At 74.5% G+C, this 23076-nt stretch carries 19 protein-coding genes and 1 pseudogene; 7 read left to right on the top strand and 13 right to left on the bottom strand.

Annotated features, from left to right (window positions below):
- Positions 1-143: 143 nt before the first annotated feature.
- Positions 144-653, top strand: a complete 510-nt coding sequence (locus GD632_RS07625) for a DUF3093 domain-containing protein (RefSeq protein ID WP_193311392.1) — start codon at positions 144-146, stop codon at positions 651-653.
- On the opposite strand, the gene GD632_RS07620 is transcribed toward GD632_RS07625, so the two are convergent.
- Positions 608-907: a DUF4193 domain-containing protein gene (locus GD632_RS07620; RefSeq protein WP_110850981.1), complete on the bottom strand. Its 300-nt coding sequence runs from the start codon at positions 905-907 to the stop codon at positions 608-610. The genes GD632_RS07625 and GD632_RS07620 overlap by 46 nt on opposite strands.
- A gap of 233 nt (positions 908-1140) precedes the next feature.
- A complete protein-coding gene (locus tag GD632_RS07615) occupies positions 1141-1953 on the bottom strand; it encodes an inositol monophosphatase family protein (protein WP_152190528.1) in 813 nt (270 codons plus the stop codon).
- A 169-nt stretch (positions 1954-2122) separates the two neighbouring features.
- On the opposite strand from GD632_RS07615, the gene sepH reads away from it, so the two are divergent.
- Entirely contained in the window at positions 2123-3262 is a 1140-nt protein-coding gene (sepH, locus tag GD632_RS07610; RefSeq protein ID WP_152190526.1) for a septation protein SepH, read from the top strand.
- A gap of 110 nt (positions 3263-3372) precedes the next feature.
- Here the strand turns inward: sepH and GD632_RS07605 are convergent, their stop codons facing one another.
- Genes GD632_RS07605 through GD632_RS07590 form a run of 4 tightly spaced genes read right to left on the bottom strand, consistent with a single transcriptional unit; the run spans position 3373 to position 8469 of the window.
- The gene (locus GD632_RS07605) at positions 3373-4026 is read right to left on the bottom strand and encodes a thymidine kinase (RefSeq protein ID WP_152190523.1); all 654 of its coding nucleotides are present in this window, start codon (positions 4024-4026) and stop codon (positions 3373-3375) included.
- Positions 4026-5198, bottom strand: coding sequence for an alkaline phosphatase family protein (locus GD632_RS07600; protein ID WP_152190521.1), 1173 nt, complete (start codon positions 5196-5198; stop codon positions 4026-4028). The genes GD632_RS07605 and GD632_RS07600 overlap by 1 nt, the downstream gene beginning before the upstream one ends.
- A complete protein-coding gene (locus GD632_RS07595; protein ID WP_152190518.1) occupies positions 5195-5779 on the bottom strand; it encodes a DUF5998 family protein in 585 nt (194 codons plus the stop codon). Before GD632_RS07595 ends, GD632_RS07600 begins: the two co-directional genes overlap by 4 nt.
- The gene (locus tag GD632_RS07590; protein WP_152190516.1) at positions 5761-8469 is read right to left on the bottom strand and encodes a bifunctional acetate--CoA ligase family protein/GNAT family N-acetyltransferase; all 2709 of its coding nucleotides are present in this window, start codon (positions 8467-8469) and stop codon (positions 5761-5763) included. The genes GD632_RS07595 and GD632_RS07590 overlap by 19 nt, the downstream gene beginning before the upstream one ends.
- Positions 8470-8560: 91 nt before the next feature.
- Here GD632_RS07590 and GD632_RS07585 point away from each other — a divergent pair, with 91 nt between their 5' ends.
- Positions 8561-11017, top strand: a complete 2457-nt coding sequence (locus GD632_RS07585) for a DNA gyrase/topoisomerase IV subunit A (RefSeq protein WP_152190514.1) — start codon at positions 8561-8563, stop codon at positions 11015-11017.
- A gap of 134 nt (positions 11018-11151) precedes the next feature.
- Here the strand turns inward: GD632_RS07585 and GD632_RS07580 are convergent, their stop codons facing one another.
- The 3 genes from GD632_RS07580 to GD632_RS07570 all read right to left on the bottom strand — a co-directional run bounded on the left by GD632_RS07580 (position 11152) and on the right by GD632_RS07570 (position 15453).
- Positions 11152-12192 carry a GNAT family N-acetyltransferase gene (locus GD632_RS07580; RefSeq protein WP_226924734.1) on the bottom strand — a complete coding sequence of 347 codons (1041 nt, stop codon included), beginning with the start codon at positions 12190-12192 and terminating at the stop codon, positions 11152-11154.
- A 61-nt stretch (positions 12193-12253) separates the two neighbouring features.
- Positions 12254-13270, bottom strand: coding sequence for a GNAT family N-acetyltransferase (locus GD632_RS07575; protein ID WP_152190512.1), 1017 nt, complete (start codon positions 13268-13270; stop codon positions 12254-12256).
- A gap of 47 nt (positions 13271-13317) precedes the next feature.
- Positions 13318-15453 carry a DNA gyrase/topoisomerase IV subunit B gene (locus GD632_RS07570; RefSeq protein WP_152190510.1) on the bottom strand — a complete coding sequence of 712 codons (2136 nt, stop codon included), beginning with the start codon at positions 15451-15453 and terminating at the stop codon, positions 13318-13320.
- Positions 15454-15670: 217 nt separating this feature from the next.
- On the opposite strand from GD632_RS07570, the gene GD632_RS07565 reads away from it, so the two are divergent.
- Positions 15671-15862: a DUF7455 domain-containing protein gene (locus GD632_RS07565; protein ID WP_152190508.1), complete on the top strand. Its 192-nt coding sequence runs from the start codon at positions 15671-15673 to the stop codon at positions 15860-15862.
- 104 nt (positions 15863-15966) lie between these two features.
- Positions 15967-16953 carry a GNAT family N-acetyltransferase gene (locus GD632_RS07560; RefSeq protein ID WP_152190506.1) on the top strand — a complete coding sequence of 329 codons (987 nt, stop codon included), beginning with the start codon at positions 15967-15969 and terminating at the stop codon, positions 16951-16953.
- Between the two features lie 3 nt (positions 16954-16956).
- Here GD632_RS07560 and GD632_RS07555 read toward each other — a convergent pair whose 3' ends face one another.
- Positions 16957-17817 (bottom strand): hypothetical protein, encoded by an 861-nt coding sequence (locus tag GD632_RS07555; protein WP_152190504.1) that lies wholly within the window; start codon positions 17815-17817, stop codon positions 16957-16959.
- Positions 17818-17917: 100 nt separating this feature from the next.
- On the opposite strand from GD632_RS07555, the gene GD632_RS07550 reads away from it, so the two are divergent.
- Positions 17918-18712 (top strand): MerR family transcriptional regulator, encoded by a 795-nt coding sequence (locus tag GD632_RS07550; RefSeq protein ID WP_152190501.1) that lies wholly within the window; start codon positions 17918-17920, stop codon positions 18710-18712.
- A gap of 52 nt (positions 18713-18764) precedes the next feature.
- On the opposite strand, the pseudogene GD632_RS07545 reads toward GD632_RS07550, so the two are convergent.
- The 3 genes and pseudogenes from GD632_RS07545 to GD632_RS07535 all read right to left on the bottom strand — a co-directional run.
- Positions 18765-19985, bottom strand: a pseudogene (locus GD632_RS07545) (RNA polymerase sigma factor); the annotation flags it as partial.
- A gap of 221 nt (positions 19986-20206) precedes the next feature.
- Positions 20207-20614 carry a universal stress protein gene (locus GD632_RS07540; protein ID WP_152190497.1) on the bottom strand — a complete coding sequence of 136 codons (408 nt, stop codon included), beginning with the start codon at positions 20612-20614 and terminating at the stop codon, positions 20207-20209.
- 62 nt (positions 20615-20676) lie between these two features.
- The gene (locus tag GD632_RS07535) at positions 20677-21858 is read right to left on the bottom strand and encodes a DUF4192 domain-containing protein (RefSeq protein ID WP_193311390.1); all 1182 of its coding nucleotides are present in this window, start codon (positions 21856-21858) and stop codon (positions 20677-20679) included.
- 115 nt (positions 21859-21973) lie between these two features.
- Here GD632_RS07535 and GD632_RS07530 point away from each other — a divergent pair, with 115 nt between their 5' ends.
- A complete protein-coding gene (locus tag GD632_RS07530) occupies positions 21974-23053 on the top strand; it encodes a polyprenyl synthetase family protein (protein WP_152190494.1) in 1080 nt (359 codons plus the stop codon).
- Positions 23054-23076 lie beyond the last annotated feature (23 nt).

Raw genomic sequence — 23076 nt, 5'->3', positions numbered from 1 at the left:
TGACCCCGGCGCCCCTCCCCCAACCACCGTCCAGCCCGCCCCGCTCCCCCCAACGGCGCACCTGGTCGGTCTGCTGACGCCTGAGCGCCCGGCGGCGTCGGTCCACCGACCAACTGCGGAGCTGGGGGTGGGAGAGTAGAGCCGTGGACTCCGTCATCTTCTCCGAGCGCCTGCGGCCCCGACCGGTCAACCTCGTGCTCGGCGCACTGGCCGGTGCAGCCGTCGGCGCGCTCGTGTGGCCCTTCAGCGCGACGGCCGGCTACGTCGTCGGCGCGGTGGCGGCGGTCGCCGTCGTCGTCGGCCTGCTCGTCACCTCACCGCGTGTCGTCGTCGAGCTCGGCGACGAGGAGCTGGGCACGGGACCGGTGCTCCACGCCGCGAACGCACGAATCGGCGTCGTGCACCTCGGGGGGACCGAGGTGCTCGACGCCGATGCGATGGGGGCGGCCATGGGCCCGCAGGCCGATGCCCGCGCCTTCCTCTGCCACCGCCCGTGGGTGCGGCAGGGAGTGCGTGTGGAGGTTGTGGACCCGCAGGACCCGACGCCCTACTGGCTCGTGGCCAGCCGACGTCCTGCCGAGCTGGCCGCGGCCCTGGGACGGGCAGGTCAGGCAGCGCACTCCGAGCAGACGAGCTGGCCGCCGTCCTCGTAGGCGAGCTGGCTGCGGTGGTGTACGAGGAAGCACCGCGAGCAGGTGAACTCGTCGGCCTGGCGCGGCAGCACCCGGACGGAGAGCTCCTCGTTGCTGAGGTCCGCACCCGGGAGCTCGAAGCCCTCGGCGGCCTCCGCCTCGTCCTCGTCGACCGAGGGAGAGCTCTTCTCGGCCCGCCGGGCCTTGAGCTCCTCGATCGAGTCCTCGGAGAGGTCCTCCTCGTTCTTGCGAGGCGCGTCGTAGTCGGTCGCCATGTAGACGTCACGCTCCGGTTCGTCTTAGTTGTGTCAGGGGCACGGCACGCGTGCCGTACCTCAGGAACGTCGAGGGCCGCTCGTTGTTCCCGTGGCACCCGGATTGTGCACCATCGGGTCGCTCGCCGTCGCGGTCGGGACCGCTCGAAGTGCCGAGTTTCCGCCCGAACCCGCGCGTTGTCGAGTCCAGGTCGCGATCGGGTGTGACCGGAATCTCCCGGCGGGACGCGCCGTCAGCGCAGCGCGGGACGGACGACGGCGAGCAGCTCCTCGACGAGCGCGGCCGGACCGGCGACGGTCAGCCCCTCGACGCCCTCCCCCACCCGCTCGACGACCCCGCCCGCCTCGGCGACGACGAGCGCGCCCGCCGCCATGTCCCACGGGTTGAGGTAGCGCTCGAAGAAGACGTCCATGGCACCGGCGGCGACGAGGCACAGGTCCATCGCCGCGGAGCCGAGCCGGCGGATGTCACGGACCTCGGGCAGCAGCGCCGTCAGGACCTGCGCCTGCCCGGCCCGGCGGTCGGCGGTGTAGGCGAAGCCGGTCCCCACGAGCGCCGTGGCGAGCCGGGACGGCGCGCCGATGGTGAGCCGCTCGCCGTCGGCGTAGGCACCGCCGCCGCGGGCCGCGGTCCACGTCTGTCCGGTGGCCGGGGCGTGCACGGCGCCGGCGAGCAGCTCCCAGGCGAAGGGGTCCTCGCCCTCGGCGCGGGCCACGGCGATGCTCACCGAGTAGCCGGGCAGCCCGTAGACGAAGTTCGTCGTCCCGTCGATGGGGTCGACCACCCACACGAGTCCCGAGGAACCGGCCTGCCAGCCCTCCTCCTCCCCGAGCACGCCGTCCTCGGGGCGCAGCTCCGCGAGGCGGCGGCGGATGAGCGACTCGGCCGCCTGGTCCACCTCGGTGACGAGGTCGACGCCGCTGCTCTTCGTCGCGGCCACGGTGACCGACCCGCCGAGCGCGGCGCGCACGAGGTCGCCCGCCTCCCGGGCAACGGTCTCGGCGATCCCCATGAGCTCCTGGCTGACGGCGGTGGTGTCGGTCATGGCGTCCTTCCTCGGCGGCGTCGGGCGGTCGTGCCACGCCGGGGGACCTCCCCGGTCCGGCGGCCGCACTGGTCCATGCTGTCAGCACCCTCGAGAACACACCGGCGGGAATCCGGCATCCGGGCCGCGAGCGGTGGCACCCTCGACCCATACCTCGAAGGGGGACGACATGCTAGAGCTCGAACTCGTCGGGCTGCACAGCGACGGCGAGCACCTCACGCTCGCCGGACCGGACGGCCAGCGCTACCGCCTGCTGGTCGACGACGCGCTGCGGGCTGCCGTCCGGCGCGACCGGCCCCAGCTCGAGCAGATCCGCGCCGGTGCAGGCCTGCGGCCCAAGGAGATCCAGGCGCGCATCCGTGCCGGGTCCACGGCCGTGGAGGTCGCTGAGGCCGCCGGGCTGCCCGTGGAGCACGTCCAGCGCTACGAGGGCCCGGTCCTCGCCGAGCGCAGCTGGGTGGTGGAGCAGGCACGCCGCTTCACCGTCGGACGCGCCGAGGACTCCCCCTCGCTGGGTGACCTCGTCCTGGACCGGCTGGCCACCCGCGGGGTGCGCGAGCCGGACATCGAGTGGGACGCCGTGCGCGGCCAGGACCGCACGTGGGAGCTCGTCGCGCGCTTCACGGCCGGCGACAAGCACCGCGAGGCCCGCTGGGAGGTCGACATGGCCGCCCGCACCACCCACGCGCTCGACGACGAGGGCCGCTGGCTCTCCGAGACCGACGTGGCGCCCGCGAGCCCCTCCCGCCGCCACCTCATGCCGGTACGGCTCTACGACGTCGAGGCCGATGGTGACCTCGGCCCGGCCCTCGCGGCCGTCGACGCCGACCTCAGCGACGCCGAGCCCGAGGATCTCGGCTTCGGCGACCTGCCGGCGGCGAGCACCGACGACCTCCTCGCCGAGCTGCGTGCCACGCGCGGCACGCGCCCCGAGCTCGAGCCGGCCGAGGAGGACGACGACTGGGGGCTGCCCCCGGCCGCCCACCCGCCCGCCTCACGCAGCCACGAGGCGGTCGACGCCCAGGTGCTGCCCATGCCGCGCGACGCCCGCCCCGCCGTCGAGGAGCCCGAACCTCCCGTCCCGACTCCAGCTCCGGCTCCGGCTCCGGCTCCCGCGACGCCCGCGGCAACGCGGGCCGAGGAGTCGGCCGCGCCGCGCACGGGCGAGGGTCAGGGGCGCCGGGCGGCGCAGGGCCCGGCCCAGCGCCGCGAGGGCGAGGCCAAGGACGCCAAGCGACGCCCGAGCCGGGGGCGCCGCGCCAGCGTCCCGAGCTGGGACGAGATCGTCTTCGGCGCCAAGCCCGAGTAGCCCGCGCCCCCCAAAACTTCGCAATTGGTCGCTCCAGCGACGCTCACGGCGGTTCCCGCGTCGTCGAACTGACCAATTGGCGGGGTGTGGGGCGTGGGGGTGGGGGTCGGTCAGCCGAGGGGGAGGGTCTCGGGGCTGAGCTCGGCGGCGCCGGCGACGGCGGCGGTCTCGCGGCGCACGTGGTGGCGGCGGCACAGCACCTCGTAGCCCACTCCGCCGGCCGGCTCCGGCTCCGCCTCGGTGTCCCCAACGACGACCTGCTCGCCCTCGGTGACCATGCGCCCGTCCACGGTGCGCGCGTTGTGCGTGGCCCGACGCCCGCACCAGCACAGCGACTGGACCTGGAGCTGCTCGACGCGGTCGGCCAGCTCGAGCAGCCGCGCGGAGCCGGGGAACAGCCGGGTGCGGAAGTCGGTGGTGATGCCGAAGGCGAAGACGTCCACGCCCATGTCGTCGACGAGCCGGGCCAGCTGCTCGACCTGGGCGACGCTGTAGAACTGCGCCTCGTCGCACACGAGGTAGTCCACGCGCTCCCCGTGGGTGCGGCGGGTGACGACCTCCTGCCAGAAGTCGGTCGCGTCGTCGGCCTCGACGGCCGCGACGGACAGCCCCAGCCGGGAGGAGAGCACACCGCTGCCCGCGCGGTCGTTGCGGCTGTAGATGAGGCCTGTCAGCCCGCGCCGGCGGTAGTTGTGGTCGATCTGCAGCGCGAGGGTGGACTTGCCGGAGTCCATCGTCCCGGCGAAGAAGACGAGCTCGGCCATCACACCACCACGCGCACGAGCGGGATCTCCAGCTCGGCGGGGGTGAGCGAGCCGTGGACACCGACGAGCGCGATCGACGACGGCGTCTGCGTGCGCGAGTCGACGACGGCGCGCCGGCCCCGGGTCGCGACGACGACGTCGCCCACCGTCGTGCGGTGGCGCTCGCTCAGCGGGCCGAACAGGCCGACCTCCTCGGCCTGCTCGCGCAGCAGCACCCACGCGGTGTCCCCGAGGACGTCACGCCAGCGGCGGGCGACGTCCTCGGCGGTCCCGGGCTCGGTGTGGACGTGGACGGCACGCGGTTCCCCCGCGATGAGGGCGACGTCGCGGTCGAGCTCGGGCGTCGTTGCGACGTCGATCCGCGAGTCGGGTCCGAGGTCGACCATGCCGTGGTCCGCGGTGACGAGCAGCAGGGTGCCCTTCGGCAGCTGGCGGGCGAGCCGGGAGATCTCGGCGTCGACGAGCTCGACGGCCTCGCCCCACTGCCACGATCCCCAGCCGTGCTGGTGGCCCATCTTGTCGACGTCGCCCCAGTAGAGGTAGACGAGGTCGGTGCCGCGGGTGCGCAGCAGCGCGCAGGTGGCGTCCACGCGGTCGGCCATGGAGTCGGCGGCGACGAAGCGCGGGCCGCGCAACGCGGCCTCGGTGAGCCCGGAGCCGACGAAGCGCGCCGGCCCGACGCTCGCCACGCGCCGGCCCCACGACTCGGTGCCGAGCTGCTCGACGAGGGTGGGCTCGGGCTGCCACTCCCGCGGGGCGACGGTCGCCTCCTCCCAGCTGACGAGGTTGAGGAGGGAGCCGTCGGCATCGTTGCGGACCGTGTACCCGAGCATGCCGGTGAGGCCGGGCGGGCAGCCGGTCCCGAACATCGTGAGGCTCGCCGCCGTCGTCGAGGGGTAGCCGCTCGTGAGGGTGAGACCGTCGGCCAGGTGCCGGCGCAGGAACGGCGCGTGCCCGCCACGCTCGGCGAGCATGCGCGCGCCCAGCCCGTCGACGAGGACGACGCACACCTTGCGGGCCTGCGGCAGGCCCAGGGCCTCCCGGTCGTCGGCGGAGCTGCGGCCCGCGCTCCGCGTCGGCGCACCGATGGCGTCGAGGGCGGCGGGCAGCACGGCGCGCAGCCCGGCGCCGTCGTAGTCGGGCAGGCGCAGGTCCGGGGGGAGCTCGGTCACGTCGACGACACCGTCGCGGCGGACAGCGCGCGAGCGAAGGCCAGGGCGTGCTCCAGCGCCTCGGCGCCCTCCGCCTGGGCGCTCACCCGCACGACGACGTCCTCGGGGGTGAGCAGGCCGGTGTAGCCGTGGTCCGCCTCGCAGTCGGGGTCGCTGCAGCCGGCGGGCGCGAGGTCGACCTGCTGGGCACCGCCCCAGGTGACGGCGATGGTGAGGTCGTCCGAGCGCAGCCCCCCGTGGGTGCCGGCGGGGTCGCTCACCCCGTGGGTGAGGGCGACGGAGGCGATGCGGTCGATGGGTACCGCCTCGGTGGTCGCGGCGGCCGACGGCACCTCGTTGCCGGGGACGTCGTCGACGTGCGCCATGACCAGCCGGGTGGGTGTCAGGGCCAGGGCGGTGAGGTGGCGGCGCACCTCACGGGAGTCGAAGGTCGTCTCGGGGTGCACGAGGTAGGCCCGGACCTCCTCGCCCGCGAGCGCGATGTCGAGCACCCCCTGGACGAGCCGCGGGTAGTAGCCGGCGCGGTCCAGGTCGGCACGGAGGCGGGACTGCAGGTCGTTCGTCACGTTGCGGCGATCCACGGCTCCATCTTGACACCACTTGCGCCGACGCCGGGCAGGACGCGTCGTCCGCTGTCGGCCCGCCCGGGCGGGGCGACCTCGACGACCGCACTGAGGAGGGCCGCCCCACGCCGTCCGACGAGCACGGGGTTGAGGAGGATCTGGCGCACCTCGGGCAGGTCGTCGACGAGCACCGAGACGCGCGCCACGACGTTCTCGAGGGCCTTGACGTCCATGACCGGCAGGCCGCGGTGGCCGAAGAGCCGGGGGGAGGCCTTGACCGCCCGGACCATCTGGGCGACGTCGACGTCGGTGAGCGGCGGGATGCGGTAGGAGACGTCGTCGAGGAGCTCGACGGCGTCCCCGCCGAGCCCGAAGGACACGACGGGCCCGTAGAGGTCGTCCTCCGTGCCGCGCACGACGCAGGCGACGCCGGGCGGGGCCATGGCCTGGACCTCGACCCCGAGCCCGGGACGGCCGACCGCCTCGAGGTCGCGGGTCATCGCGGCCATCGCGGCGGTGAGCTCCCCGGCGGTGCGCAGGCCCAGGCGCACGCCGCCGAGGTCGGCGCGGTGGCGCAGCACCTCGTCGCGGGTCTTGAGGACCACCGGCCAGCCGAGCGCCTGGGCGGCCGCGACCGCCTCCTCGGGCGTCCGCGCCGTGCGGGAGGGGACGAGGCTCAGCCCGTAGCAGGCGAGGAGCTCGGCGACGGCGTCGGGCCCGAGCCGCGCGACCTCGCCGGGCCCGAGCCCGCGCAGCGCCGGGGCGAGGAGCTCGCGGGCACGGGCGGGGGCGATGCCGCTGGGGTCGACGAGCTCACCGCGGTCCGCGTCGCGCCACCGCGCGTGGGCGACGGCCCCGGCGAGGCTCGCGACGGCGTCGGCGGTCGTCGCGTAGGCCGGCACGGTGCGACCGTCGCCGGTGAGCTCGTCGGTGAGGCCGACCAGCCCCTGGACGGCCGCCAGGACCGGTCGGTCCTCCCCCGTGGCCGCCGTCGCGAGCGCCCGCCACACCCCGGCGTCGCCGTCGCCCAACGGCGGGACGTGCGCGACGACGAGCGCGTCCCACGAGTCGTCCTCCCGCAGGCGGGCCAGCTCACGGGCGTAGTCCTCCCCCGTGGCGAGGGTGGGCAGGGCACCGCAGGGCACCGGGTGCAGGCCGTGGCCGCGCGCCGCGCCGGCGATGGCGGTGGTGAGCGCACCGGAGTTGGCGAGCACCGCCGTCCGGGGCCCGCGCGGCAGCGGCTGGGACACGAGCAGCTGGGCGAGGTCGAGCATCTCCTGGGTCGTGCGGGTGCGCACCACCCCGGCCTGGTCGAGCATCTGCGCGAGCACCCGCTGCGGCTCCCGCGTGGTGCGGACCGCGTGGCCCGGGGGCACCTGCTGACCGGTCTGCCCGCTGAGCACGGTGACGAGCGGGACCGTCGCCCCGAGCCGCCGCGCGATGCGGGAGAACTTGCGGGGGTTGCCGATCGACTCGAGGTTGACGACGGCGGCGGTGATGCCGGGGTCGTCCTGCCAGGCCTGCATCGTGTCGTTGCCCGACACGTCCGCGCGGTTGCCCGCGGAGACGAAGCTGCGCAGCCCGATGCCCCGCTGCTGGACGGCGGTGAGGAGCGCGCTGCCAGCGGCGGCGGACTGGCAGAACAGGGCGAGGCCGCCCTGCCCGATGCCGTGGCGCACCGTGGCGTCCAGCCGTCCCGCGGGACCGGTGGCGACGACGCCGTAGGACGCCGGACCGAGCAGACGCATCCCCGCCGCCCGGGTGCGGCGGACCAGCTCCTCCTGCCGCTGCCGCCCCGCGTCGTCCCCCTCGGCGAAGCCGCCGGACAGGACGACGACGGCGTGGACACCCAGCGCCGCGAGCTCCGGGACGGCCCCGACGACGGCGTCCGGCTCCCCCGCGACGACCGCCAGGTCCGGGGCGGTGGACTCCGTCGCCCCGAGGTGCTCGGCGAGCGCGGTGAGCGAGGCATGGGCGCCCGTCCCGCCGTCGGGCAGGCCGACGAGGTGGACGGGGCCGGTGAAGCTGCCGTCGCGGACGGCGACGGCGGCGCGCTCGGCGTAGACCTGCTCGGGGCCGCCCAGGCCGACGACGACGACGGACCCGGCCGCCAGGAGCGTGCGCATGCTCAGCGACTCCGCGTGCTGCTCGCGCTCGGCCATGACGGTCCAGGACCGGCCCGTCTCCTCGATGTGGAAGCTGACGTGGAGCACGCCGTCGTCCAGCTCCTGGCGCACGTCGTACCCGGCGTCCCTGAAGACCCTCACCATGCGGGCGTTCGCGGGCAGCACCTCCGCGGTGAACCGGGCGACGCCGCGCTCGCGTCCCGCGGCGGCGAGGTGCTCGAGGAGCACCGAGCCGAGACCGCGGCCGTGCTCGGAGTCGGCGACGTAGAAGGCCACCTCGGCGAGGTCGCCGTCGATGCGGTCGTACCGGCCGACGGCGACGATGTCCTCCCCGCTGGTGAGGACGAGCGCGACGCGGTCGTCGTGGTCGACGTGCGTGAAGCGGTGGAGGTCGCGCTCGCTGAGTCGCTCCATGGGGGCGAAGAAGCGGTAGTACTGCGAGAGCGGCGACTGCCGCTGGTGCATGGCCTGGAGCGCGGGCGCGTCCTCCGGCCGGATGGGACGGATGTGCATCGGGATGCCGTCGCGCAGCACGACGTCGGCCTCCCAGTGCGCGGGGTACGGGGGCGCGTCCTCGCTCATGCGTCCAACCTACCCGCCGGGTCCGACGCGGACCCGGACACGGCGTGGGGTGCTGCACGGGCGGGCGCCCGTGTCGGGGGACAATGGCCCCATGCCACGCCGCAGCACCCCTCCGCCGCCCGTGCCGGAGCAGATCGTCGACATCGACGTCTCGACCGAGATGCAGGGCTCCTTCCTGGAGTACGCCTACTCGGTGATCTACTCGCGCGCGCTGCCCGACGCCCGCGACGGCCTCAAGCCGGTGCAGCGGCGGATCCTCTACATGATGGACGACATGGGCCTGCGCCCGGACCGCGGCCATGTGAAGTCCGCGCGCGTCGTCGGCGAGGTCATGGGCAAGCTCCACCCCCACGGCGACACCGCCATCTACGACGCGCTCGTGCGCCTGGCGCAGGACTTCTCCCTCCGGGTGCCGCTGATCGACGGGCACGGCAACTTCGGCTCCCTCGACGACGGCCCCGCGGCCCCCCGATACACCGAGGCGCGCCTCACGCCCGCGGCGCTGCTCATGACGGCGGACCTCGGCGAGGACGTCGTCGACTTCGTCCCGAACTACGACAACCAGCTCGTCCAGCCCTCCGTGCTGCCCGCGGCCATGCCCAACCTCCTCGTCAACGGCGCGTCGGGGATCGCCGTCGGGATGGCGACGAACATGGCGCCGCACAACCTCGTCGAGGTCGTCGCCGCGGCGCGCCACCTCATCGCCCAGCCGGACGCGACGCTCGAGGAGCTCATGCGCTTCGTGCCCGGGCCCGACCTGCCCTCCGGGGGCAAGATCGTCGGCCTCGACGGCATCCGAGACGCCTACGCCACCGGCCGCGGGTCCTTCCGCACCCGGGCCACCACCCACCTGGAGAACGTCACGGCGCGCCGCAAGGCCATCGTCGTCACCGAGCTGCCCTACCAGGTGGGCGTGGAGCGGGTGCTCGAGAAGATCAAGGAGGCCGCGGACGCCAAGAAGCTCCAGGGTGTGGCCGACGCCTCCGACTACACCGACCGCGCGCACGGCCTGCGTCTGGTCATCGAGGTGAAGAACGGCTTCAACCCCGAGGCGGTCCTCGAGCAGCTCTACCGCTTCACCCCGATGGAGGACTCCTTCGGGATCAACAACGTCGCGCTCGTCGACGGGCAGCCGCAGACCCTGGGCCTGCGCGAGCTGCTGTCGGTCTACGTCCAGCACCGCCTCCACGTGGTGCGCCGCCGCACCGAGCACCGGCTGGCCAAGCGCATCGAGCGCGCCCACCTCGTGGCCGGCCTGCTCGTCGCGATCGCGGACATCGACGAGGTCATCGCCGTCATCCGCTCCTCCGACGACGCCGACGCCGCCCGCCAGCGCCTCATGATGGTCTTCGACCTGTCCGAGCCGCAGGCCGACTACATCCTCGCGCTGCGGCTGCGCCGCCTGACGAAGTTCTCCCGCCTCGAGCTCGAGGCCGAGCGCGACGCGCTGGCCCGCGAGATCGAGGAGCTGCGCGCGATCCTCGCCGACGACGCGCTGCTGCGGCAGGTGGTGAGCGACGAGCTGGCCGAGGTCGCCGCCATGCACGGCACCCCGCGGCGCACCGTCCTCCTCGAGCACGCCGGCGGTCCGGCCACCGGCTCGGCGGCCTCCGCCCGTCGCACCGGGACGAGCGTGCCGCTGGAGATCCCCGACGAGCCGTGCTGGGTGGCACTGTCCGGTACCGGGCTGCTCGCCCGCAGCGCCCAGGAGCCGCCGCGCCTGGGCCCGCGCGTGGCGCACGACGCCATCGCCGCGGCCGTGCCGGCCCGTACCCGCGGCGACGTCGGGGTCGTGCTGAGCAGCGGGCGCTGCGTGCGACTCTCGGTCCTCGACGCCCCCGCGCTGCCGCCCACCGACTCCGCACCGGGGCTGTCCGGCGGCGCTCCCATCGGCGAGCTGCTCCAGCTCGAACCCGGTGAGCGGGTGGCCGGCCTTACCCGCCTGGACGACGACGCACCGCCCCTGGCCCTGGCCACGGCCGGCGGCACGGTCAAGCGCGTCAGCCCGAGCGACCGCCCCGGCAAGGGCGACGCCTGGGAGGTCATCTCCCTCAAGCCCGGTGACGCCGTCGTCGGGGCCGCGCACGCGCCCGACGAGCACCGTCTCGTGCTCGTGACGACCGAGGCGCACCTGCTCCACTTCCCGGCCTCCGCCGTCCGCCCCCAGGGGCGGGGAGCGGGCGGCATGGCCGGGGTCAGGATGCCGGAGGACGCGCGCGTCGTCGGCTTCGGCGTCGTCCACCCCGACGACGTCTCCCGCAGCCTCGTCGTCACCGTCGCCGGTTCCTCCACCGCCCTCCCGGGGACCGTGCCGGGCAGCGCGAAGGTCACCCCCTTCGACCGCTTCCCCGGCAAGGGCCGCGCCACGGGCGGCGTCCGCGCGCAGCGCTTCCTCCGCGGGGAGGACACCGTCACGACGGCGTGGGTCGGCCTCGAGCCGATCCGTGCGGTCGGCGCGGGGGGCCAGCCGGTCGACCTGCCCGACGTCGACGAGCGCCGCGACGGCTCCGGCCGCCCCCTGCCCGCCCCCGTCGCCGCCATCGGCTAGGAGCCCGGGCCCAGCACCACCCACCGAGCCGTCCCTGACACCCGGGGTCTTCCACGACCCGGCGCGCCGCACCCCCGTGGGGGTGACACCCGGGGCGGCCTCAGCGCTCGGTGACCGGGAGACGGGTCCGGGCGTCAGACGGAACGGGTGAACATGAGCGAGTGTCGGGTGGGCTCGTAGCCCAGCTGGCCGAACAGGCCGAAGTCACCGTCGGGTGCCGGTGAGTCGACCCCGAGGCCCGCGTACTGCATGCCGTCGGCGGCGTAGGCGCGCATCGCGGTGACGAGGAGCGCCGTGGCCACCCGCATGCCGCGCCACTCCTCGCGGACGCCGAGGATCTCGGTGTAGCCCTCGGTCCACCCCTGCGCCTCCCAGTCGCCCTCGTAGCGACCGGACATGAGGTAGCCGGCCACCCGGGCCCGGTCGCTCGTGCGGTCCAGGGCGATGAAGCTCCACTGCGGGGCGAAGTACGTCCGGCCCTGCACCCAGGTCTCCGGGGTGTGCTGCTCCCCGCCCCACTGGTCCTTGAAGGCGTCGTTGTGGGCGCGGCGGACGGCGTCGTCCAGGGCCGGGTCCCACGGCTCGATCGTCACCTTGCCCTTCGGCTGGACGTCCGGCAGCGGGAGCGCGAGGTCCCGGCGCATCTCGGTGTACCAGCGGGTGGGCACGAACCCGGCGAGTCGCAGCATGGCCTGTGCGTGGCTCATGTTGTCCTCGACGTGGACGACGGCCAGGGCGCTGCCCTGCCCGGCGGCGTCGAGGATGGCGCGGGCGGCGCGCAGCTGCCAGTCCAGCAGGGCGGCGCCGATGCCGCGGCTGCGCCACGCGGGGTCCACGCCGCCGTCGCACAGGGCCCGGTAGGTGCCGGCCGTGGGCCGCACCCGCACGATCGCGTAGGCGCGGGGCACGCCGTCGGCGTCGATCCCGATGACCTTGGCGTTGCCGGCGTCGGCCCCCACCGCGACGAAGGTCTCCGCGGACTCCTCTGCCGTGGTCCGGTAGGGCGGGTCGTCGTGCTCCTCGATGCGACCGAGGAGCTCGACGAGCGCGTCGTTGTTCTCCAGAGTCAGCCGCTGCCACCGCAGGTCGTGCCCGTGCGGCAGCACCACACCGGCCCCGTCCGCACCGGCGCCGGGCGCCGGGGCGCGGGTGGCGCCGTCGTAGTCCTCGAGCATGGTCCGACGATACGTGGTCACCGCGTCACGGCCTACCGGCGGGACCGCCGAGCGGGACGCGTCACACCTCGATCGTGTAGAGGATCCGCGCGCCCTGCGGCTCGTAGCCCATGCGCTCGTAGAAGCGGTGGGCGCCCGAGGGGTTCTCCATGTCGACGTCGAGGGCGGCGACCTCGATGCCGTCGCGGTACAGCGCGGTGAGGACCGCGGCGAGCAGCGCGCGCGCCACTCCCGAGCCGCGGTGCGGACGGAGCACGCCGAGCAGCTCGGTGAAGCCCTCGGAGTGGCCCAGCGCCTCCCACTGGTGCTCGTGGCGGGCGGTCAGCGCGTAGCCCGCGACGCTGCCGGTCTCGAGGTGGACGGCGACAACGCTCCACGCCGCCTCGAGCGAGCGGTGCGAGGCCGCCCAGGTGGACTCCGCGACGGGCTGGGAGCCCCAGTGGTCGCGGAAGGCCTCGTTGTGGGCGTCGCGCACCGCGTCGTCGATCTCCGGGCTCCACTGCCGGATCTCGTAGCCCTCGGGGACGTCGACGGCGACGGGCGGCTCGGTCAGCCGCAGCCGCATCTCGCGGAACGTGCGCTTGGGACTGAAGCCGGCAGCCGCGTACAGGCGGCGGCGGTCCTCGAGGTCCTCGTCGACGTACGCGGCGATGCGGCCGGGCAGGCGGGGGTCGAGGGTGGCGAGGATCTGGCGGGCGCGGTCGTCCTGCCAGGTGAGCAGCGCGCGGCCGATGCCGCGCCCGCGCCACGACGGGTCGACCGACGCACTGATGAACACGCGGGCGTGCGTCTCGTCGCCGAGCGGCGCGTGGACGAACGCCGCGGCCCGCAGCTCGCCCGAGGCGTCGAACCCGCCCAGGCTGTCGGCCTTCATGCCGGTCGCCGGGCGCCCGAGGACGTCCTCCACCTGGGCCCGGGCCGTGCGCAGGACGGGCTGGTCCACGGCCTCGCAGCGCTCGGTCAGCGCGTGGACGAGGTCGGCGTCATCGGTCGTGAGGGGCCGCCAGGTGAGGCCCAGGTGGGGGGCGGGGACGGCGGCGTGGGCCGGCGGGGCGGCGCGGTCGGGGAGGTCGGGCATGACGGAATCCTAAGGCGCGCTGGCGGTGGTGGTCGGGGCGGGACGCCTCACGCGTCGATGCGGTCCCGGTCGATCTGGCCGGCGCCGGCGACGATGAAGTCCTTGCGGGGGGCGACGTCGTTGCCCATGAGGAGCTCGAAGACCCGCTCCGCCTCGGCCAGCGCCTCGGCGTCGGCCATGCTCACCCGCCGCAGCGTGCGGTGCGCGGGGTCCATCGTCGTCTCCGCGAGCTGGTCGGCGTCCATCTCGCCCAGCCCCTTGTAGCGCTGGATCGGCTCCTTGAAGCGCTTGCCCTGGCGCTCGAGCCTGCGCAGCAGCTGGTGGAGCTCCGCCTCGGAGTAGGTGTAGACCTTCTCCCCCTTCTTCCCGCCCGAGCCGGTGATCTCCACCCGGTGCAGCGGCGGCACGGCCGCGTACACCCGCCCCGCCTCGACGAGCGGACGCATGTACCGGAAGAACAGGGTGAGGAGGAGGGTGCGGATGTGGGCGCCGTCGACGTCCGCGTCGGTCATGAGGATGACCTTGCCGTAACGAGCGGCGTCGAGGTCGAAGGTGCGCCCGGACCCGGCGCCGATGACCTGGATGATCGAGGCGACCTCCGCGTTGCGCAGGATGTCGGCGGGCGAGGCCTTCTGGACGTTGAGGATCTTCCCGCGGATCGGCAGGAGCGCCTGGAAGTCGCTGGACCGGGCGAGCTTGGCCGTGCCGAGGGCGCTGTCACCCTCGACGATGAACAGCTCGGAGCGCTCGATGTCGTCGGTGCGGCAGTCCGCGAGCTTGGCGGGCAGCCGCGAGCTCTCCAGGGCGTTCTTGCGGCGCGAGATCTCCTTGGTGAGCCGCGCCTGGACACGGGCGCGCATCTCCCCCACGACCTTCTCCAGCACCGCGGCGGCCTGCGCCTTCTCGTGGCGCTTGGGTGAGGTGAGGATCTCGGTGAGCTGCTTGTCGACGACGCTCGCGACGATGGCGCGCACCGGCGCCGTGCCCAGGATCTCCTTGGTCTGGCCCTCGAACTGGGGCTCGGGCAGCCGGACGGTGACGACGGCGGTGAGCCCGGCGAGGACGTCGTCCTTCTCGATCTTCGGGTCCTTCGCCGTCACCTTCAGGCGCCGGGAGTTCGCCTCGATCTGCTTGCGGACCGTGCGCACGAGCCCCTGCTCGAAGCCGGTGAGGTGACTGCCGCCCTTGGGGGTGGCGATGATGTTGACGAACGAACGGGCCGTCGTCTCGTACCCCTGTCCCCACCGCAGCGCGACGTCGACCTCGCACGTGCGCTCGACCTCCTGCGGGCGCAGGTGGCCCGAGGCGTCGAGCTGCTGGACCGTCTCGGTGAAGGTGCCGCTGCCGGTGAGGTGCCAGATGTCGGACACGGCGGGGTCGGTGGCGAGGAACTCGGCGAAGTCGACGACACCGCCGTCGTGCCGGAACACCTCCTCGACCGGGCCCTCCTCCCCGGGCGTGCCGGGCAGGCGGCGCTCGTCCCGCACCGTGATGGTCAGCCCGGGGACGAGGAACGTCGTCTGACGGGCCCGGGTGACGAGCTCGTCGTAGGAGAACTGGGACGTCGAGGGGAAGATCTGCGGGTCGGCCCAGTAGCGCACGCGGGTGCCGGTGCGGGCACGGGGCGTCTTGCCGACCACGGCGAGCTCGCTCGCGTCGACGAACGGCGAGAACGGCGCCTCCGGGCCGGCGCCGGCACGGTCGTCGTAGGTGCCCGGCTCGCCGCGGTGGAAGGTCATCCGGTAGGTCTTGCCGCCGCGGTCGACCTCGACGTCCAGCCGCGCGGACAGGGCGTTGACGACCGACGCGCCGACGCCGTGCAGGCCGCCCGAGGCGGCGTAGGAGCTGCCGCCGAACTTGCCGCCGGCGTGGAGCTTGGTGAAGACGACCTCGACCCCGCTCAGCCCGACGGAGTCGACGGTGTCGACCGGGATCCCGCGGCCGTTGTCCCGGACCTCGACCGAACCGTCCGGGTGGAGGACGACGTCGATCGAGTCGCCGTGCCCCTCCAGCGCCTCGTCGACCGCGTTGTCGATGACCTCCCACAGGCAGTGCATGAGCCCACGCGAGTCCGTCGAGCCGATGTACATGCCCGGGCGCTTGCGGACCGCCTCCAGCCCCTCGAGCACGGAGAGGTGGCGGGCGGTGTACTGCGCGGGCGAGGCGGTCGACTTGGGAGGCACCCGGCGATCATACGAACCACTTCGCCCGCTTCCGCGGACTGACCCGCGGGACGGGGCAAGGTCACCCCGTGAGGAGGTGACGGGGAGCACCCGCGGGCCCGCGCCGTCGTGACCCTCGTCACGGGGTTCCGCCACCCGGTCCGCTGCCAGCGAACGGGGCACCGTCCCGGGGAAGTTTCCCGCGCAGTCGTGGTTGTATGCAGATGTGAACGCAACGATGACCGCCCCACTGACCGCACAGGACCGCTGTGACCGCTGCGGCGCCCAGGCGTACGTGCGCGTGGGTCTGCCCGTAGGGGAGCTGCTCTTCTGCGCGCACCACGCCCGCAAGCACGCCGAGGCGCTCGAAGGGGTCGCGACCGCCATCCAGGACGAGACGCACCGTCTCACCGAGGACAACGCCAGCTGACACCCCCTCCCCCGACTGCCCGGAAGCGCCGGCGCCCCCCGGGGCGCCGGCGCTTCCGCTATTTCTCGTGACGGGCGAGGCCCCTGGCCCGTAGCCTCCGCGCCATGAGCACACCGCCCTCCCCCGTCGCCGGCCTGCGCTGGCGGCCCATCACCGCGCACGACGTCCCCGCCTGGCACGAGCTCGTCCAGGCCATCGAGGCGGCCGACGACCCCGCCGAGCGGTACACCCCGGAGGACCTCCACGACGAGCTCCTCGACGGCTCGTGGAAGGACCCCTCCCGCGACAGCACCATCGGCGTGGACGACGACGGCGTCCCCCGCGCCTTCGGGCACGTCCAGGTGCTCCCGGGTGACGTGCGCACGATGCGCGCCTTCTGCTGGGGCGGGGTGCACCCGCAGTGGCGGGGCCAGGGCGTCGGCCGCGAGCTGCTCGCCTGGCAGGAGCGCCTCGGGCGGGAGAAGATCGCCGCCGCCCGGTCCACCGGGCCCGGACGGGTGCTCGTCCACGTCGACGACGGCCTCACCGCCACCGAGCGGCTGCTGCACCGGGCGGGCTTCCGCCGCCTGCGCGTCTACCTCGAGCTCACCCGCCCCCTCGGCGGCGACGTCCCGACCCCTGCCCTGCGGGAGGGGCTACGGCTCGTGCCCTACGACGCGTCGCTCAGCGAGCGCATCCGGCTCGCCCACAACGAGGCCTTCGCCGACCACTGGGGCAGCGAGCCGCGTGACCCGGAGAACTGGGCGCGGCAGAGCGTGGGCGGGCGCTACTTCCGGCCGACGTGGAGCTTCGCGGTGCTCGACGGCGAGGAGGTCGCCGGGTACAGCCTCACCTCGGCCTACGAGCAGGACTGGACGGCGCAGGGCTACTCGGCGGGCTGGACCGACCTGCTCGGTGTCCGGCGGCCGTGGCGCCGCGCGGGTGTGGCCACCGCCCTCCTGGCGGCGACCATGCGGGCGCTGCGGGAGGACGGCATCGAGCGGGCGGACCTCGGCGTGGACGTCGAGAACCCGAACCGGGCGCTGGACCTGTACACCGGCCTCGGCTACCGGGAGTCGCGCCGGTCCCTCGCCTACGGCAAGGACGTGTGAGCGTCAGCCCCGGGACTCGGCCACGAGGACGACGTCCGAGACCCGGGGCAGCGTCGCGTCCGCGAGCGGGTCGGGGTCGCCACCGGCCGGGTCCCAGTCCTCGGCGAGGACCTCCCACGCCTTGCCGTCGATGTCGACGACGACGGCGAAGAGGCGGCCCTCGCTCACGAGGACCTCGGCGGTGCACGGCACGCCGCGGGGGGTGGTGAAGCGGGCGCTCACCGGGAAGGTGAAGGTGTGCGGCACCGCCAGCGGCACGTCGTCGGGCACGGCGATCGCGACGAGGCGCGGCGCCTCCTCGGGCTCGCCCCAGACCTCCTCGCTCGCCCGCGCGAGCTGGGCACGCAGCCGCAGGGAGTCGTGGTCCTCGGTGTGCGCGAGGATCGCGCTGACGAGCTCGTGCACGGGCTGCGGGAGGGGGCGCAGGGTGGGGCCCTCGGGAGCCTCCTCCACCGCCCCGGTGCCCGCACCCCGGCGCTCGAGGAGGGACATCGCGAGCGAGAGTCCGACCCCGGCCAGGGCCATCGCCAGACGCGGGCGGCGCACGCCGGCACGCACGAGCCGGCGCTGCAGGGCGCGGTCCATCGTCTCGCCGAGCTCGGCGGCGCCGTAGACGAGCCCGACGGCACCGGCCGTGAACGCGACGCGCGAGGGGAGGTCCAGGGTGGCGTCCCGGTCCTCCGCCGTGCCCAACCACACCCCGGCACCGGTGGTCCCGGCGATCGCGGTCCGCAGCCCGAAGCGCGTCAGCGGGGTGCGGCGGGCCGGGTCGGGCAGGGTGAGGAGCCCGGTGGCCGCGGCGGTCACGAGGTCGGAGGCGCGCAGGCCCAGCGGGAGGGACGTGGACGAGGTGTCGGTGCTCACGCCTCGATCGTAGAGGGCAGGCCCGACAGTCCTCCCTGCCATCGCCCGCCCCCGACAATGGTCTTGACCCTCACGCGGCGTGAGGCGCCACGGTGGAGGCATGACCGAGAGAACGGGAGTCGTCACGGTGCTGACGGTGGGCCAGGTGGCCGAGCGCTTCGGCGTGACGGTGCGCACGCTGCACCACTACGACGCGATCGGCCTGCTCAGCCCGAGCGCCCGCAGCCACGCGGGCTACCGGCTCTACACCGAGGAGGACGTCTCCCGGCTGCAGCACGTCGTCGTCTACCGCAGGCTCGGCTTCTCCCTCGAGGAGATCGCCGGGCTGCTCGACGACGGCACGCGGCCGGCGCGCCTCGAGCACCTGCGGCGGCAGCGGTCCGCGGTCATGTCCCGGCTGGACGAGCTCGCCGAGCTCGTCACCGCCATCGACCGAGCACTGGAGCGAGAGATGACCGGAGTGAACCTCACCAAGGAGGAGCAGCGCGAGCTGTTCGGGGACGGTTTCAGCGACGAGTACGCCAGCGAGGCGCAGGAGCGCTGGGGCGACACCGAGGCGTGGCGGCAGTCCCAGGAGCGCACCACCCGCTACACCAAGGCCGACTGGCAGGAGATCAAGGCGGAGTCGGAGGAGGTCAACGCGGCCTTCGTCGCCGCGATGGAGGCCGGCCTGCCGCCGACGAGCGAGGCGGCGATGGACGCCGCGGAGGGCGCCCGGCGGCACATCCACGAGCGCTTCTACGACCTCACGCCCGAGTTCCACCGCAACCTCGGGGACATGTACGTCAGCGACCCGCGATTCGCGAGGACCTACGAGGACATCCGGCCGGGGCTCGCGCAGTACGTGCGCGACGCCGTCCACGCCAACGCCGACCGTCACGCGGCACGCCCCTAGACGAGGCGAGGGCCCGCACCGTCCGGTGCGGGCCCTCGTCGTGCGCGCGGGCTCAGTCCAGGTAGTCGCGCAGGACCTGCGAGCGGCTGGGGTGGCGGAGCTTGGACATCGTCTTGCTCTCGATCTGGCGGATGCGCTCACGGGTGACGCCGTAGACCTTGCCGATCTCGTCGAGGGTCTTCGGCTGCCCGTCGGTGAGGCCGAAGCGCATGGAGACCACGCCGGCCTCGCGCTCGGAGAGCGTGTCGAGCACCTGGTGGAGCTGCTCCTGGAGGAGGGTGAAGCTCACGGCGTCGGCCGGGACGACGGCCTCGGAGTCCTCGATGAGGTCGCCGAACTCGCTGTCGCCGTCCTCTCCGAGGGGCGTGTGCAGGGAGATCGGCTCGCGGCCGTACTTCTGGACCTCGACGACCTTCTCGGGCGTCATGTCCAGCTCCTTGGCCAGCTCCTCCGGGGTGGGCTCGCGGCCCAGGTCCTGGAGCATCTGGCGCTGGACGCGGGCCAGCTTGTTGATGACCTCGACCATGTGCACCGGGATACGGATGGTGCGGGCCTGGTCGGCCATGGCGCGGGTGATCGCCTGGCGGATCCACCAGGTGGCGTACGTGGAGAACTTGTAGCCCTTGGTGTAGTCGAACTTCTCGACGGCGCGGATGAGACCGAGGTTGCCCTCCTGGATGAGGTCCAGGAAGAGCATGCCGCGCCCGGTGTAGCGCTTGGCGAGGGAGACGACGAGGCGCAGGTTGGCCTCGAGGAGGTGGTTCTTGGCGAGGCGGCCGTCGTTGGCGATCCACTCGAGCTCGCGCTTGAGCTTGCCGCTGACGTCCTCGGCGGCGAGCTTCTCCTCGGCGAACAGGCCGGCCTCGATGCGCTTGGCGAGCTCGACCTCCTGCTCGGCGTTGAGAAGGGCGACCTTGCCGATCTGCTTGAGGTAGTCCTTGACCGGGTCGGCGGTCGCACCGGCGGTGACGACCTGCTGGACCGGGGCGTCGTCGTCGTCGTTGTCGGAGACGACGAAGCCGGACTCCTTGGTCGTCGTGGCCTCGGCCTCCGGCGCGGCGGCGGCCTCGGTCACCTCCTCGGTCTCCTCGACGTCGGGGACGGCCTTGAGGGCGGTCTTCTTGGCGGTCGTGGACTTCGTGGTCGTGCGCTTGGTAGCCGTGGTCGTCTCCTTCTTCGCCGCGGGCTTCTTGGCCGTGGTCGACTTCGCGGGCGCCTTGGCCCGGGTCCTCGTCGACGACTCCTCGACCGACGCGGTCGTGCTGCCGGCTGAGGTGCGCGCGGCGTGCGTGCGGCTGGAGGTGCTCTGGGCGTGCGACGACACAGAAAGCCTTTCGGAGGGGAATGGGGGTTCCGGCTGCTGGCCGGTGCGCTGCCTACAATTATAACTCGCCGTGCCCGCTCGCGACGGTTGAGCGAGGACGGATCTCTCGATCGGCAGCCACCGTCACAACGCCGGGCGGTGCCCCGGCATTCCCCGGCCGGCGGCGGGAGTCAGTAGGAGCGACGCTCCGCGGAGGGCGGCTTGACCGCGAGCACGGGGCACGGCGCGTCGAGCAGGATGCGCTGGGCGTTGGAGCCGAGGATGAGCTTGCCGACCGGCGACCGGCGCCGCAGCCCGATGACGATGAGCTCGGCGCCCGTCTCCTCGGCGGTCTCCACGAGGTCGGCGGCGACGTCGTTGCCGCGACCGAGCTGGCGCACGTCGTAGGCGACCTCGGCGTCGTCGAGGCGGTCGCGCAGGGCCTCGAGCTCGGCGTCGACATCGGCGTGCTGCTCCTGGCGGGATCGGCGGGAGATGACGACGACGACGCGCGCGTCCCGTCGCCGGGCCTCCGCGACGCCGGTCTCCAGCGCCGCCTCACCCTCCGGCGTTGCGAGGTAGCCCACGACGACCGTCATTCAGCACTCCATCCTCCGGCTCCCCGCCGGGACGTCCTGGGCCTGCTCCGTGTGCGCTGACGCTACCGGATCGGCGGCCCCGGGGCCGCCGGGTCGCCCGAGCCGGCCCGGACCCAGCCCGGCGGGAGGCGCGCGGCGAGCGCCTGGTCGACGAGCTCGGCGAGGCGGGTCCGGGGTCGGGCCCGCAGCGCCTGCCGGGCGAGGACGTCGGCGCGCGCGCCGTCGGCGCACCACCACGCGATCCAGGCGAGCAGACCGAGCGCCAGCGCCCCCGAGCGGCCCGGCACGCACGCAGCCAGGGCCCGCAGGACGGCCGCCGCCGGCTCCACGCGGTCCTGGTCGGGCGGCGGCCCACCGGGGAGCATGGCGAGGTCGAGGATCTCCTCGGTCCGCGCCCGGTCGAGCACCCGCCCGGACAGCGGGTGGACCACCGAGCACAGGACGCTGTCCCGCACGGTGTTGTCCTCGAGGGCGGCGGCGAGCAGCCCCAGCTCGCCGGCGGGCAGGACGGCGCCGCGCACGGCGAGGGCCACCAGCCGCTCCCAGCGCCGACGCTCCTCCTCCCGCCACTCGTCCATCTCGCGCTGGTCCACGGCGGGCACCGCGCCCGGGACCCCGAACGCAGCGCCCGGGACCGCAGCTCCCCCGCCGCTGCGGGCGCGCAGCCCGGCGAGCCGGCGACGTCCCTCCCGGACGGCACGGGTGGCACTGCGGCGCCGCTCCGCGTCGGTGGTGCGGGCGACCGCGAGGTCCTCCCGTGCGGGCACGAGAGCGAGCCCGTGGAGGACGAGCGTGGCGACGACGGGCCGCTGGTCGAGCTCGGCGACGTCCCGGGTGGCCGGGGCGCACTCCTCCCCCGTACCCCAGCAGCCGTAGGTGCCGGCGCCCACCACCCACGGGCCGGGCGGGTCGGCCCAGGAGGTCAGGGTGCGCAGGTGCTCCACGGCGCGACGCACGAGCGGGTCCGCCGAGAGCCGGTCCCGTGGCAGGTCGCTGTAGAGGACGACGAAGACGTCGTGGGCACCCTCCTCCTCCATGAGCCGCGCGACGTCCCGGACGAGCGCCGCACCGAGCCGCGGGTGGCCGATGTGGGTGAGGTCGGCCCGCGTGACGAGACCGAGGCGGTTGCGCGCCCCGCACATCGCGAGGAGCACCACCGAGTCACGCGGCCGGAAACCGAGCCGGTAGGGCAGGTAGGCGACGATGTCCTCGGGCTGGGAGATCGTGATGGTGGTCGGGTCCATGACCCCATGCCACACCCGCGGAGTCTCCCGCTGCCGGGCCCGGCGCGGGCCGTGTGGACGGCCCCGGAGCGGTGCCCGCCTGGGGAGCAGCGACCCGTCCCCGTAGGCTGCGCGCATGGCAGCATCCACCGCCGGCCTGGCCACGCTCGTGACCGACCGTGTCGCCACCGCCCTGAGCGAGCACACCCGCCCCTTCGCGTCCCTCGAGGGGGTGGAGGAGCTGCTCGCCGCCGGGGCGGCGCTGCTCGGCGGGGGCAAGCGGCTGAGGGCCGCCTTCTGCACCGCCGGCTGGACGGCGTTCACCGACCGGCCCGTCACCGCCGACTCCGCGCCGGTCCTGGCCGGCAGCGCCCTCGAGCTCTTCCAGGGCGCCGCGCTCGCCCACGACGACCTCATGGACGGGTCCCTGACCCGCCGGGGCCTGCCGGCGGTGCACCGCCGCATGGCGGGGGAGCACGCCGAGCGCGGGTGGCTGGGCGACCCGGACCGCCACGGGGCCGCCGGCGCCATCCTCCTCGGCGACCTGCTCCTGTCGGTCTCCTCGGTCGAGATGGACCTCGCGCGCCGGCTCGTCGACGGCGACGCCTCCTCGGCGGCCCGGACCACGTGGGACCTCATGACGACGGAGGTGGCCGTGGGCCAGTACCTGGACGTGCGCTCCCAGGTGCTGCCGTGGAGCGAGCAGGACGACGTCTCCCGGGCGCTCACGGTGGTGAAGCACAAGTCGGCGCGCTACAGCGTCGAGCACCCCCTCGTCCTCGGTGCGGCGCTCGCCGGAGCACCGGAGGACGCGCTCGCCGCGCTGCGCCGCGTCGGTCTGCCCCTCGGCGTGGCCTTCCAGCTCTGGGACGACGTCCTCGGCGTGTTCGGCGAGCCCGAGGTGACCGGCAAGCCGGCCGGCGACGACCTGCGCGAGGGCAAGCGCACCGTGCTCCTCGCCCTGGCGCTGCGGGGCGCGGACGCCGAGCAGCGGGCCACCCTGCAGCGGCACGTGGGCCGCCCGGACCTCTCCGAGGAGGACGTCGCGCTGCTGCGGACCGTCCTGGAGACCACGGGCGCCGTCGAGGAGCACCAGCGGCTCGTCGACAGCCACCTCGCCGAGGGCCTGGCCGCGCTGGACGGGCTCGGCCTGCCCGCGGCGAGCCACGAGATGCTCACCGGGCTGGCGCGGCTGCTCACCTCGCGCGCGGCGTGAGCCCCGGCTCGCCGCGCCGCGGA

Origin of the sequence: Georgenia satyanarayanai (genome assembly GCF_009193135.1) — a bacterium.
In the GTDB taxonomy this organism is placed as follows: domain Bacteria; phylum Actinomycetota; class Actinomycetes; order Actinomycetales; family Actinomycetaceae; genus Oceanitalea; species Oceanitalea satyanarayanai.
This window is presented reverse-complemented; position numbering and strand designations above follow the sequence as displayed.